This window comes from Dehalococcoidia bacterium (assembly GCA_025054935.1).
Taxonomy (GTDB): Bacteria; Chloroflexota; Dehalococcoidia; order SpSt-223; family SpSt-223; genus JANWZD01.
Window position 1 is genome coordinate 27,170 of the sequence record JANWZD010000019.1, and the last position, 12,918, is coordinate 40,087.

Here is a 12,918-nt window from a genome sequence, read left to right on the forward strand (position 1 = left end):
CCTGCTCAGCGCAGCAGCACCCCGGCGATGGTGACCCACGACGTTTTCTCGTTGTCGGCCGGGCACTGCTCGTAACGCAGCACTTCGCCTCGGCTCTCGGCGAGGTAGCGCAAGGTTAGGTAGATCGGCGGCAAACCGCAGTACTTGCGCGCGTCGCGCTCGGCGCGCAGGTCGCCGAAGAACTGCTCGAAATCTCCCGCGCAGAGCGCCGCGAGGGTCCGTTCATCCTGCTCCCGCAGCCGTTCCTGCTCCCGAGCGCGGAACGGCGGGTCGCCGAACGCCGGCCCGACGTGGGCGAGATCTGCTGCCGCGACGACAAGCACCCGCTTGCCAGCGAGCGCCGTGTGCAGCGCATCGAGCAGGGCGGCGAATGTTCGGTCGTGCGCAGGGTCGCGCTCACCCGCGGTGTAGGGGTAGAACGAGCCGCATAGGATCGGTACAATCGGCGTCGGCTTTCCTTCGAGCGCCCAGTGCAGCCAGACCGCCGCCAGCTCGATCGAATGCTCGGTGCGGTGATGCAGTTCTTCGGCGAACGCCTCCTCCTCGCCGATGGCGCGGGCAGCGGCGGCGATCGTCGGCGAGTCGGGCGGGAGAAGCCCAAAGGGCGTCCGGTAGCCGTGGCGGGTGAGGGTGAGCCGGCCGGGGCTGCCGACATGATCGGTGCCGAAGATGACAATCGTGTCGGCAGCGCGCGCCGCCGCAGCCGCCGCCTGCCAGGTCTCACCGTAGACCGGTCCACCGCGGGCGTAGTCGATGTGCGGGCTGATGACAGCGCGGACCCCGTCATCAGCCGGCCTGGTCGGCGGACACCACCCGGCGATTTGGTCAAGGAGGTCATCCACCCGCTCCGGGTAGACAAGACCGGCATGGTAGGGCAGGCGGTGCGGCTGCGCTCGGTACTCAGCAAGCTGCGCCGCCTGCGCGGCGAAGAACCGCTCCGATTCGAACACGAGCGCTTCGTCCAGTTCGTCGACAATCTGCTGGACGTCGTCGACGCGGACCGCCTCGCCGGTCCGCAGCTGAAGCGCTGCCGCGAGGGTGGGAATGTCGCGCGTGCCGTCGCAGAGCGAGAGGAGGAGCGCGACCGCTGGCGGCGCGAGGATCGGCCCCGGCAAAAACCCCTGCCGATCTTGGAGCAGCAGCATCGGCTCGCCCTCGTGGCGGACCCAGCGCGCATCGAGCGAACGAAGACGTGGCTTCATGCGAAATCCGGCTGTCGCTTCTCGCGAAACGCCCGCAGTCCCTCGCGGCCGTCGCGGCTATTCAGCAGCAAGCTTTGACTGACAATTTCATCTTGCAGCACATCACCGAGATCGAGCAAGAGACCGCGTTCGAGCGCGCGCTTGGCGACCGCAAGCGCGAGCGCCGGGCCGCGCGCGATCCGCTGCGCCAGCGCCAGCGCTTCTGGAAGCAGCCGGTCGGGCGGCAGGACGCGGTTGACGAGGCCGATCCGCTCGGCGTCAGCCGCCGAAATGAGGTCGCCGGTAAACGCCAGTTCGTACGCCTTCGCGAGACCGACGAGGCGCGGCAGGAAGTAGCTGGCGCCCATATCCGGACCGAGCCCGACGCGGGCGAAAGTGAGCCCGATGCGCGCCGTTTCCGCCATCAGCCGGATATCGGCAGCAAGGGCGACTGAGCAGCCCGCGCCGGCGGCATCGCCGTTAATGGCGGCAATCACCGGCTTCGAAAGCGAGCGGAGCAGCGCGATGAAGGCGTGCGACTGAGTGAAGCGGCCGACAGCAGCTTCGACCGTCTCGTCCAGGTCGAGCACCTCGTCGACATCGGCACCGGCCGAGAAGGCGTTGCCCGCGCCCGTGATGATGAGAACGCGAAGCGCCGAGGTACTCTCAACGTCACGCACGATCAGGCTCAATTCAGCATAGGTTTGGAGCGCCAAGGCGTTGCGCTTCTCCGGCCGGTTGAGCGTAGCGATCGCAACGGGGCCTTGGCGCTCGTACAGAACGTGATCCATCAGGTCCTCGCGGCAGGTGGCGTGAAATACGGGATGATATCGCGGCCGAGCGCTTCGAGCTGCTCGGCGATCTGCTCGACCGGGCCGACCGGACGCATCACGAATTTGGTCGCGCCCACTGCGATGTACTGTTCAACGGCGTTGCGAACGTCGGCGACGGTGCCGAGCGCATAGTACGGCTGATCAAGCGAGGCGCCGCGAAGGCGCGCCGGCCGCAGAAGGTGGGCCGCGGCTCGTTCAATAGCCTCCTCACGCCTGCTCGCGACATGGTAGAAGAGCAGCGTGCCGAAGTGGTCGCGCTCGATCGCGCGCTGTGCCTCGCGCTCATAGCGATGGATTGCCGCCACTCCCTCGGCGAACTCCTCAGGGGTGACAAACGAGGGCAGCCAGCCGTCGCCGAGCGTGCCGGCACGCCGGAGCGCCGCCTCAGTCTGTCCGCCGATCCAGATCGGCACCGGCTGCTGGACCGGCTTAGGCTGCAGCGCAATCTCCTCCACCTGAAAATAGCGGCCATGGAACGTGACGCGTTCTTCGGTCCAGAGCCGGCGCATCAGGACGATCGCTTCATCGGCGCGGCCCCCGCGCTCGTGCTTCGGGACGCCGCAAGCCTGCCATTCCCGCTCATCGTCCGTGCCGACGCCGACCGCGAGCAGCATCCGGCCGCAGGAGAGAAAATCGATCGTCGCGACCTCTTTCGCGAGGAGAACGGGCTGGCGAAGCGGGAGGACAAGAACGCTCGGCCCAAATTTCATTCGGCGCGTTCGGCCGGCGATCGCGGCGAAGGTAGTGATCGGCTCCAGGCTGGGCTGAGGCCCCATCACGCGGTCCGAGATCCAGATCGAGTCGATCCCCTCGCGCTCGCAGAGATCGACCCACTGCCAGAAACGATCGGGCCGCCGGTCAGGCACGGCGGCGAGACCGACGCCAAGCTTGATCGCCGAGGACTGCGGTGCGGTCACGCTCCTCCCTTGCCTCCCGCCAGCCAGCCCAGAATGGCCGTGCTGAAACGCTAGGCCGGTGTCTCTCCCTGCGGTTTCGGCGCGTCGAGCTGCGCCGCGGGCTGCCCGGTGGTGCCGAGGACGCGAGCGCGCAGTCGCGCCATCTCCTCCTCGAGTTCGCTATCCCCCTCAAGCGCAGCGAACTGGTCGTGGTAGTCGATCTGCTGGAGCTCCATGTTGGCAGCCGCGCGCGCTTCAGCAAGCCGGATACGTTCTTCCATCCGGGCGAGTTCGCTGCTTGGGTCGATGGCCGAGAATTGACGCAAGGTGCGCGTCACTTGCTCCCGCGCTTGGGCGGCCTTATGCCGCGCGATCAGGGCGTCGCGCTGGCGAACCGCGTTCTCATACTTGCTCTGCAGCGCTTGGAGATCGGCCTTTAGCCGCTCGACAACCGCGTTCTGGGTCTGCCACTGCGTGAGCGCGAGGTCGAGGTTCTTCTGGTAGTCGAGCTTGCGCCGGACAGCCTCGCGGGCGAGCTCTTCCATATTGCGGGAGAGAGCGAGCTCCGCCTTCCGCTCCCATTCGGCGACAAGCTTCCGATGATCTTCGACGTCGGCGCGGAGCATCCGCTCGCGCGCGATCATCTCGGCCACTTGGCTGCGTGCGTCGTTGATCGCGCCCTGCATATCGCGAATGATCTGGTCGAGCACTTTCTCGGGGTCTTCGGCTTGGTCGAGCAAGGCATTGAGGTTCGCCCGAATAAGCGTGGAAAGGCGGTCGAAGATGCTCGCCACGCAATCCTCCTCGGCGGCAAGATAGGTCCGCTAGGAGCCAACGCCGCAGTGTCGCTCCCGGTTCCCGACCATTGTAGGCGATCCTGTCGCGACGCTCCGAAGCAGCCGGTCCCCCGTACGCTGCCTTGCCGGAGCCGAACTCATCGTCCCGCTAGCGAAAACCCTGCCGCGCCGCTCGCCGATGTCCCGGCGTCGCCGCGCCGGCGCAACAAGCATCGATCGTCGCAGCTCGAGATGCCGCCGACCAGCCGACAAGGCGGTCCTTCTCCTCGGCCGCGAGGCCGATACGCTCTGGCACGAGCGACACCAGCCGGCAGAAGAGGCGGATGGAGGGCTGACGACGGGATTGCCGCGCCCGCCGCTCCGGGCTCGCAATGACGGCTTCTTGACAGAGCGCCTGCCTGCTATGACGGCTTCGGGGAAGGACAGTCGCCGGTTGGCAGCACATTGTGCACGTCCGGCAAGGGCGCCGTCTCGGCTGGACGGGTCCTCGCCGGACAGCTTGGAAAGCGGTCAGCATCGGCCGAGGGCGCGGCCGGGCGAGGCGGCGTCAGGGCGCTCGCTGCTAGTGCCGGCGCGATGAGCACCGTTGCGGCGCGACGGGCTGGCGATGACAGCGGAGACGCGTTCCACGTCGTTGCCGGGGAACTCGACCATGGCGGTCTTCGGTGGTTGCTCTGGCGAGGGCGGGGCCACGCCTGCGGTGCGGCCATCCAGCGCCGGTCTACGCCTCCGCGCCGAGCAGCCGGTCGCCGCTGACCGGGCCGAGGAGAATAGCATCGACCAGCGTTCCGGCTGGCAGCGGTGTCGTGCCGGCAGGGACGATGACGAGCGCGTTCGCGCCAACCAACGAGCGCAGCCGCGAGGAGCCCTGAGGGCCCGTGGTGCGAACGACCAGCCGACCGCCCTCCCAGCGGGCAACAGCACGCTGATAATCGGGACGGTCGGGCGCGGGGCGAAGCGGCTCGCCCGCCACCGCCTCCACGAGCGCCGGCAGCACCTCCTCCTCGCCCGCGAGCCGCCGCAGCGCCGGGCGGACAAACAGCGCGAGGCAGACATAAGCGGACACCGGGTTGCCGGGCAAGCCGAAGAGCAGCGTCCGGCCGGCTGTCGCGAAGGTGAGCGGCTTGCCCGGCTTGAAGGCGATCCGGCCGAAGTGCAGCTGGCCAAGCTTGGCGAAGATCGGCTTGATCAGATCGTGCGTCCCCACGGAAACGCCGCCGCTTGTGACGACCACATCGGCACGCTCGATACCGCGCCGGATCAGCGCCTCCTGCTCTTCAGCAACATCGCGAGCGATCCCGAGAAACTCGCCTTCGAAGCCCCACTCTGCAAGTGCCGCGAGCGCTGCCGGAGCGTTGCTGTCGCGGATCGCCGGGCCGGTCGGCGTGGCATCGGCGTCGACGATCTCATCTCCGGTGGTGAGAATAGCGACGCGCGGACGGCGATGGACCACAACGTCGCGGATGCCGAGCGCGGCGAGCAGCCCGATCTCAACGGGGCCAAGGCGCGCGCCGGCGGGGATCGCTTCCTCGCCGGCGCGCATGTCCGAGCCGATCGGCCGCAGGTTGTCGCCGGGTTTCGGCAGCACTTCCGGAATGACGACCCCATCACGCAGCTCGGCCCACTCAAACATCACGACCGCGTCGGCGCCGGCGGGAAGCGGAGCGCCGGTCATGATCCGGACACATTCTCCCGGGCCGATCGGTGCGGCGCTCGTCCCAGCACGCACCTCGCCGCGGAGCCGGCGCGGCGCGACGCCGTCCTCCGCCCGGACAGCAAATCCATCCACGGTCGAGGCGATGAAGGGCGGCTGGTCTTCGGCGGCACGCACCGGCTCGGCGAGGACCCGCCCCAGCGCCTGCTGCCGCGCCACCCGCTCGGCAGGGAGCGGCGCGGCGTGGCGGAGGATGACGCGGAGCGCCTCGTCGACCGGCACCATCGGATACGGCGAGATTTCCGTGGGCATGATCGCGTCTCCTGCACTCGCAGTCTGTGCTCAGAGTATCATTGCAGAGAAGCGTTCTGGTCCAGCCGCGGAGAGCCGATGCCAGCCACCTTGCGACCGTCAGAAGTGGCGCGGGCGCTGAACATCTCGCGCTTCACTGTCTACGCGCTGATCCACCGCGGGGAGCTGCCGGCAATTCGGGTCGGGGGGCAATATCGGATCGAAGCGAGCGCGCTCGCCAAGTTCCGCGAGGCGGGCCGGCTCGGCGCTCACGCGCCGATCGCCGCGGAATTCGTGCTTCGCGGCGCGGGGGTCGTCCGAGCGCTTGCTGCTCCCGGCGATCTCCTCGCCCTCCCCACAACGACCCTCGAGGCGATGCACGGCGCGCGGGTCGGCCTTCAGCGTCACCGCTATCGCGGCGTGCTGCTTCATACGCTGCTTGTTCATCATGGCCTCGTGACCGAAGCGCCGCTTCCCGGCAAAGGAAGCAGGGGATGCAGCGATGTGGTGCGCAGCATTGTCATCGCTCGCGGTCGCGATGGGCGCGCCGCTGTGCTCAGCCTTGCGGAGATCGCGCCGGAATATGGTCGCGTGCCGGCGCTCGTCGCTTGGGAGCGCGATGGTGCTCCGCTTGGAGAGGAGGGCCCGATTCAGCTGGTTGTGCCCTCAGATGGCCTTGGCGGGCGAGGCATTCACGGGCTCGAGTCGATCGAGGTACGGACAATTGAGTGAGGGCGGGGTGCTTCACCTTGACGCCCCGCCACGTTCGGCCTGCTCGGCCCTCGCTTGTCTTGCCGCTCATTGTGCCTCAAGAGCGCTTCGTCACTCGCTCTTCTGCTTCGCTATGCGGCGCCTGTTCATCCGGCCACGCACTCCTCCCGAGCCGAGAGCACTCTCCCAAAGGGGATGGCGCGCCCGCCCTCGCGATACTGAGACGCCCCGCCGACTGCCGGCCGCGGGCGCGCCGCTGCGATCGGGAGTGCCGCGGCTGTCGCTGCACTCCGGCCTCGCAATGCAATGACAGGAAGATAGTCGCGATTTCGTTGCCGAGTAACCAGCGTACGCGGTTAGCTCCTCCTTACTATCGGGCAACAGCGAAGCTCCCAGCCGCCACCACGAGGGCGAACCGTACCCTCCCTCCCCTTCACCTCGCGCCAGTGAGGACGGTCGACGGCGGGCTCCCAGCCGCGGCCGTTACGGCCGAAGCGGGAGCGCCGAGCTAGCTTCGCTTCAGCAGCCCGATTTGGATGCTGCGCTTTGTCTTGACATACCAGTTTGGCAGCGAGCGGAAGCGGTCGGAGGGTTCGAAGAGGAGGCGCAGCGTCACGCCATTCACTTCGCGGTCGACCACATAAGAGGAAAGCGGATAGTAGAGCAGAATGCTCGGCACATCCTCGGCGAAGATCGCTTGGAACTCGGCATACGCTTTGGTGCGTTCGAGCAGGTCCGAGCTGCTGCGCGCCCTCTCGAGCAGCTCATCAACGCGACGATTGCTATAGGAGACGAAGTTGAAGCCGCCCGGCCGCGCCTGCGAACTGTGCCAGTTGCTGTAGCCATCGGGGTCGCCTCCGGGGTCGAGGCCAAACAGCACGGCATCGAACTGGCGCGGCGAAAGGAAGCGCTCTATCAGGCCGCTGTAGCCACTCGCCGACACGTCGGCGCGGATACCAACTTGCCGGAGCTGACGAGCGATCTCTTCGGCAGCGCGGATGCGCGCTGGGTCGTCGTTAGTGAGGAGAGCGAAACGGAACCGCTCCCCATTCCTCTCGCGGATGCCATCAGCGCCGGGCACCCAGCCCGCTTCGCTGAGGAGCCGCCGAGCGCGGTCGGGATCGTGCTGGAGCTTCTGGAGCGTTGTATCGGCAGCCCACGTCCCCGGAGGAACCGGCGTGTCTGCGACGATCCCCATCCCCTCAGCCGCGATTTCAACGATCCGCTGGCGATTGAGCGCGTAGCCAATCGCTTGACGCACGGCCTTTTCGCGGAAGAACGGCGAGCGGTTATTGAGAAAGAGGATGGTGAAGTTCGCGCGCGGCGCCGTGTAGACGCGGTAGTCCTTGCTCTTACCAAGGCGAACGAGGTCGACATCGGTCACGCCGGCGGCGCCCTGCACTTCGCGCAATCGCAGCGCGTTCAAGAGTGCCTGCCGGTTCGGGTAGAACCGCATCCGGAAGGTGCGCAGATACGGCTTCTGGCCGTAATAGCCAAGATGCGCGTCGAGCGTAATCGCCTCGTTGCTGATGTCGCGCACTCTCCACGGTCCAGTCCCGATTGGATTGGCACGGAAAGGATGGTCTGGCAACGCTTCGGCTGGCACGTCCTTCAAGAGATGAAATGGCAGCAGGCCGACCTGGAGATTGGTGATGAACGGCGCAAACGCCTCACGCAGTCGGAAGCGGACGGTGTAATCATCGACCTGCTCGACCGTAATGTTCTTCCACGTCTCGGCCAGATCCGGCGGACCTTGGAACTTCGGATCCTGGATCGCCCGAATGGTGAACACGACATCGCGCGCCCCAACCGGCGTGCCGTCATGCCAATGCGCATCGCGGCGCATCTGGACGACGACCGTCTTGCCGTCAGGCGCAATCTCCCACTTGGCAGCCAGTTCGGGGACTGGTTCGCCGCGCTCATTCAGGCGGACGAGACCGGTGAAGAGGAGCGAGGCAAGGTCGCGGTCGACATCGTTGAAGCCCGCAAGGATGGGATTGATGGTAAGGGGGCTGCCAACAACGCCTTCGACAAACGTGCCGCCGCGGTCTGGCTCTGTTTCCGTGCTGAGAATGACGGCAAGCGCCGCGACGGAGCCGGTAACAACGACGCAGCCGATCAGCGCAATAAGAAGAGGAACGCGCAGCGCCCGCAGCACGGGGTTCATCGTATTCCTCGCCGGGCGCGGCGGTCGCTTTTCCCTCGGTTCGGGCAGCCGCTCTTATGGCGCGAGAAAGGTCTTCGCCCGGGCGTCATGCGCGACGAAGGGCTACAGTTCGATGAACCGCACGCTCAGCATCGAGAAGAGGAGAAAAACAATCGCGAGGACGATCGTCAGTTGAAAGAGCGTACGATCGAGCCCGCGGCGCGTGCGATAGATTGAGGAGTCATTGCTGAACGTGCCGGAAAAGGTCATGCTCTTGGATTGGAGCATGATCACCACGATCAAGGCGATCGCGGCGACGATCTGACCAGCTTGAAGGTACGGGGTCATGCCATCCTCGCAGTTCCGGACGGGCGTTCCATTTTGCGGATAATAGCATCGTCCCGGCAGCCCTTCAAATCCGGGTCGGCGCGGGCAGCGAGCCGGCGATGAACGCGCAGCCTAGAGCATGACAGGGATAGGCGTTCATGCCCCCAGTCTACCCAACCTCCCACCCCATCTAGGAACCGCTCTTATCGAGGGAGGCCAGCATGGCGAGGCAGCAGCAAGTACGCTGACAACGGGGCAAACGGCCGTGGAGGCGGCGAAGTGAGCGGGTCGCGCCGCCAGAACCGGAGCACCAGCACTCGCAGGGGGCACGCAGTGCAGGGCCCCGACCGACTATTCCGCCACCCCGCGCCGATGAGCAGACGCGCCGCGGCAGCGACGCGATGATCGGGACGCTTGGGGCGGCCGCCTGCCTACGCTGCGCCTTGGCTATGCTCTCGCAGCAGCGCAGCCCGCTGCTCGAGCGCCAGCATGAGCGCCCGTACCCGGTCGATCGTTCTCTCAAGAGCCTTTGGGCTGCGGCGGATTGCGCGGTCGAGCATTCCTTGGTGGACTGCGTGCAGCAAGCGCTCGATCTCGTCGTCGAAGGTGCCCAGCCCGCGAATGAAGCGCGGCCGCCCCTGAAGCGGAACGCCTTCCCCGACCGTGTCGTTCGGCAGCGGGGTCACGCTCTTCTCGCCCTCATCCTCGTCAGCGGGCAGCTCTTCGTCGACTGGAGGCAGGGGCAGGACGCGACCGGCAAGGGAGATCGCCTCGAGCGCGCTAAGGGTGCGCCGGCGCGCCATCTGCTCGGCTGCGTCGCGGACAGCAGCAGCAGAGAGGTCATACTGAACAGCGACGCGCGCGAGTTCGATCTGACGCTGCGGCTGCGAGAGAAGCCGCAAGTGCTGCGCCTGACTGACGGAGAGCTCCTCGTCTTGGAGGAGGTCGCGCACCTCGGCGGGAAGCTCGCGCAGCTGCAAGTAGCGCTGCACTGAGCGGGCCGAGAGACCAACCAGCCGACCGACCCGCTCATCCAGTTCGCTCTCGCTCAACCGAGGATCGCGCTGCGCCATGCGCCGGCGGATCAGCGCGAGGCCTTCCGCCTGCTCCATATCGCTGAGCTGCCGCCGCTGCATATTCTCGACGAGCTGATGAATGAGATACTCCTCCTCAGCCCGTTCCTCGAGGATGATGCAGGGCACTTCTTTCAGCCCGGCGAGAATGGCAGCGGCGCGGCGACGATTGCCATAGACGAGCCGATAGCCGTCTCCCACCTTCCGAACGCCAAGCGGCTCCAGCACGCCGAACTCGCGGATGGTAGCGGCGAGCCCCCGCAGGTCACCCTCCTGCCGGCGGACGTTCGGGTCCGGGACAAGGAGGTGCGGGTCGAGATAGACGATCTCTCGCGGCACGTTCATCGCTCGCTCCTCACACTGTCCGCCTTGCTGCCTAAGATACCATATCTAGTGGATGACTGCCAACTTTCTCCTAGATATGCCCGTCATGACGCGATGATCCATCTCTCGAGACGCGGCGCCGCCGTCGAGATCGCCGCCAATCGACCGCCGCGTCGCTCTTGTGACGAAGATTTTTCCCTATTGCGCGCTTGCCCGAGCCAGCCTCTTCAGCGCTGACAAGCAGAGACCTGCGGCGCTCTACTCTCTTGCGCCCCGCGATCGAGATTGCGGCCGCCGCGCCCAGCCATTCCGATACTCTCCCCGCCCGTGCCCACTCGACCCCTTGCTGCACTAGCTCCTCGGCAACGCGAGCAGCGTCCTCGCCCCCCTACCCGTGAGCATTCAAGCGGGATTGCCGCGGCCGTCGCTGCGCTCCGGCCTCGCAATGACGGCGCCTTATTGCGCGCAGATCCTCAACGAGACGATTGCAACTGCAGACTTCGGGCTCAGCAAGGCTGCCCTCGCAAGCCAGCCCGAGCAGCGCTTTCCGCCCCCTCCCCCGACAAACCGGCCCGCGCAGCAGGGCACCGGCTGCAGGCTGGCGCAAGCGGCCTCCCTTTTCCCCCAGATGAACCGCCGCTCAGCACGACCACGGTTGCAGGCCAGTGCAAGCGCACTCTTCACGCCGCTGCGGGACAAACCGGCCCTGCTCAGCAAGGCCATCGTTACAAGCCAACGTAAGCAGCCTCTTTGCTCTTTTCCCCAGACAAAACGATCCCGCCTAGCAAGACTGTCGTTGCGAGGCGGCCGCAGGCCGCAGCGGCAACCCCGACCAGACACCTGCCTGATAGCTCGGCGCATGCGGCGCGACCGCAAAAGGGACCAGTGCGAGACCTCGGCGCAACCGACACGCCGGCGCGCGACGGAAGATGCGCTTCCTAGCTGCCCCGAAACGCGCCGCCCTGAAAGGCACCCCTGCGGTTTCGAGCGGATTGCCGTCGCTGCCGCAGAGAACGGCAGGGCAGCGACTCAGGAACAGCCAAACCGGCGCGGTGCCTGCGCTCGCACCAACGCAAGACCAGAAGCGACTGAAGCGCGCCTTGTCACCGCGCGACAGCAGCGACAGCGCTTCAGCGGCTCGCGAAAAAGGCGTCCCACCAGCGTTGAGGGTTGCTCCGCTGGTCGAGAGGGAGCGGGGCAGCTTGACGCGACGTCGCCGCTGCGTCGGGCTTGACCACCACCACAATCGGGATTTCAGTCGGCTTGATAAAGCCGAGCTCTTCGCGCGCCACTCGCTCGACAAACTGCTCTGTCTTCAAATATTCGCGCTGCCGGGTTAACTCGAGATGACGGGCTTGGAGCTGCTCAATCTCAAGGCGCAGCCGCTCAGCTCGACCGCGCAGTTCGTGGATCTCCATCGCCTTGCGTGCCGCCCCGTAGCCAAAGTACGTGACCAGCGGGAGCGTCAAGATCAGCACCACCTGGGTTGCCGTGAGGGGAAGCGTCCGCATGCCTGCATTCTACGCATGGTTGCTTGCTTACGAAAGCGGTTTGTCTCCTTCGCGTAGCGCGCTTCTTACCGCGCTCGCAGAAGAGCGCGTCCTCGCGTCGAGCGAGCAGCGCGCCCTCCCGGCGTGGAGCGCTCGCTCCGCCGATCGCTTGCGCACTCTCGACGACGCCCCTTCGAACGCAGCAGCGCCTTCACTCCGGGAGAACGAGCGGACGCCGCTCCCTTGTTCGACCCGTCGCCCAGCAGGAATGGCCACGGCGCTGCCTCCGGCCTCGCGCTCGTGACGGATGGTCACTGCGAAATCCCGCAGAGGGAACGCGCCAACGACACCCTGCGAGGCACGCCGTTGTTTGCGCGAGCGGCGTCCATGACGCAAGCAGTGAGGACGACGGACCGGCTCCCGCTAGGTCGACGGCAAGGACAAACGGCGCATGACGAGGCACCGTAACCGTATTCCCGCGGCATAACCGCTTTCACCGGACGATACTGTCTGCTAGCTCCCCTCGCTGCCTGCACGCTGAGAGAGGAGCGCGCTGTCGTTGCGCTCATCGCGGCTTCTGGTTTGCCACTCTGGCAGTGCCGCCGCTCATGTGCTGCTCGTTTCGGGGCTGCGTGAGCGCAACGACGCAGCCGTTCGGGAGTGCCACGCAGCACGCTTCCCGATCCCGGGGCTCTCCACAGCGCGAGCGCAACTAGCCGTTATTCGGGATTGCCGCGGCCGCTTCGCGGCCTCGCAATGACAGCGCAGAACGAGCGCTGAGGACTGCCAACAGCACAGTCATCGCCGCCCGGAATCATCCCGGCGCGCAGTGACGGCGCAGAACAAGCGTCGGGGGCTGCCTTGCAGGCGCAACGTCGCTTCGCCATGAGAAGGCACTCGGACTGCCCTCGCTCCTCCGAGCAGGGCGCTGTTCTGACGAGAGCCGTGAAGAGGAGCGCGGCGAGGGTATGCACCGCTCTCGACCTTTCTCCTCCGCCTCCCGCCTGCCGCAGCAGCTCACTCGCAACGATGACGCTCGGAGCGAGTTGCGGGACCGGATTTCAGAGGACCCATCGGCCTGCGTGGGCCGATGGCGGGGACGATCGTGCAGGAGCGAACTCCGAGCGCGCGCGAACCGCCCGCTCAGCAAGGCCACAATTGCAGGCCAGAATGAGCGGTGCCTCTTATCTCGCCG

The 12,918-nt window shown here is 66.6% G+C and carries 10 protein-coding genes; 1 reads left to right on the top strand and 9 read right to left on the bottom strand.

Annotated elements, in window-relative coordinates; genetic code table 11:
• Window positions 1-5: 5 nt before the first annotated feature.
• The 5 genes from amrB to NZ773_15460 all read right to left on the bottom strand — a co-directional run bounded on the left by amrB (window position 6) and on the right by NZ773_15460 (window position 5,673).
• Window positions 6-1,202, bottom strand: coding sequence for an AmmeMemoRadiSam system protein B (amrB, locus tag NZ773_15440; GenBank protein ID MCS6803320.1), 1,197 nt, complete (start codon window positions 1,200-1,202; stop codon window positions 6-8).
• On the bottom strand, window positions 1,199-1,972 hold the full coding sequence (locus NZ773_15445; protein ID MCS6803321.1) for an enoyl-CoA hydratase-related protein: 774 nt from the start codon (window positions 1,970-1,972) through the stop codon (window positions 1,199-1,201). Before NZ773_15445 ends, amrB begins: the two co-directional genes overlap by 4 nt.
• A complete protein-coding gene (locus tag NZ773_15450; GenBank protein MCS6803322.1) occupies window positions 1,972-2,931 on the bottom strand; it encodes an LLM class flavin-dependent oxidoreductase in 960 nt (319 codons plus the stop codon). The genes NZ773_15445 and NZ773_15450 overlap by 1 nt, the downstream gene beginning before the upstream one ends.
• Before the next feature lie 50 nt (window positions 2,932-2,981).
• A complete protein-coding gene (locus tag NZ773_15455) occupies window positions 2,982-3,704 on the bottom strand; it encodes a PspA/IM30 family protein (GenBank protein ID MCS6803323.1) in 723 nt (240 codons plus the stop codon).
• Between the two features lie 724 nt (window positions 3,705-4,428).
• Window positions 4,429-5,673: a molybdopterin molybdotransferase MoeA gene (locus NZ773_15460; GenBank protein ID MCS6803324.1), complete on the bottom strand. Its 1,245-nt coding sequence runs from the start codon at window positions 5,671-5,673 to the stop codon at window positions 4,429-4,431.
• 78 nt (window positions 5,674-5,751) lie between these two features.
• Between NZ773_15460 and NZ773_15465 the strand changes: the two genes are divergently transcribed.
• Complete coding sequence (locus NZ773_15465; protein ID MCS6803325.1) at window positions 5,752-6,384, top strand: excisionase family DNA-binding protein; 633 nt, start codon at window positions 5,752-5,754, stop codon at window positions 6,382-6,384.
• Window positions 6,385-6,871: 487 nt separating this feature from the next.
• On the opposite strand, the gene NZ773_15470 is transcribed toward NZ773_15465, so the two are convergent.
• The 4 genes from NZ773_15470 to NZ773_15485 form a co-directional block, all read right to left on the bottom strand.
• Window positions 6,872-8,530 (bottom strand): ABC transporter substrate-binding protein, encoded by a 1,659-nt coding sequence (locus tag NZ773_15470; GenBank protein MCS6803326.1) that lies wholly within the window; start codon window positions 8,528-8,530, stop codon window positions 6,872-6,874.
• Window positions 8,531-8,632: 102 nt separating this feature from the next.
• Entirely contained in the window at window positions 8,633-8,857 is a 225-nt protein-coding gene (gene secG, locus NZ773_15475; GenBank protein MCS6803327.1) for a preprotein translocase subunit SecG, read from the bottom strand.
• Window positions 8,858-9,267: 410 nt separating this feature from the next.
• Window positions 9,268-10,254, bottom strand: a complete 987-nt coding sequence (locus NZ773_15480; protein MCS6803328.1) for a ParB/RepB/Spo0J family partition protein — start codon at window positions 10,252-10,254, stop codon at window positions 9,268-9,270.
• Between the two features lie 1,109 nt (window positions 10,255-11,363).
• Window positions 11,364-11,744: a septum formation initiator family protein gene (locus NZ773_15485; protein ID MCS6803329.1), complete on the bottom strand. Its 381-nt coding sequence runs from the start codon at window positions 11,742-11,744 to the stop codon at window positions 11,364-11,366.
• Window positions 11,745-12,918 lie beyond the last annotated feature (1,174 nt).

Coding starts and splice junctions, on each gene's coding strand:
- NZ773_15465 (MCS6803325.1), top strand. CDS start 5,752: ATGCCAGCCACCTTGCGACCGTCAGAAGTGGCGCGGGCGCTGAACATC.
- NZ773_15480 (MCS6803328.1), bottom strand. CDS start 10,254: ATGAACGTGCCGCGAGAGATCGTCTATCTCGACCCGCACCTCCTTGTC.
- secG (MCS6803327.1), bottom strand. CDS start 8,857: ATGACCCCGTACCTTCAAGCTGGTCAGATCGTCGCCGCGATCGCCTTG.
- NZ773_15445 (MCS6803321.1), bottom strand. CDS start 1,972: ATGGATCACGTTCTGTACGAGCGCCAAGGCCCCGTTGCGATCGCTACG.
- amrB (MCS6803320.1), bottom strand. CDS start 1,202: ATGAAGCCACGTCTTCGTTCGCTCGATGCGCGCTGGGTCCGCCACGAG.
- NZ773_15470 (MCS6803326.1), bottom strand. CDS start 8,530: ATGAACCCCGTGCTGCGGGCGCTGCGCGTTCCTCTTCTTATTGCGCTG.
- NZ773_15460 (MCS6803324.1), bottom strand. CDS start 5,673: ATGCCCACGGAAATCTCGCCGTATCCGATGGTGCCGGTCGACGAGGCG.
- NZ773_15485 (MCS6803329.1), bottom strand. CDS start 11,744: ATGCGGACGCTTCCCCTCACGGCAACCCAGGTGGTGCTGATCTTGACG.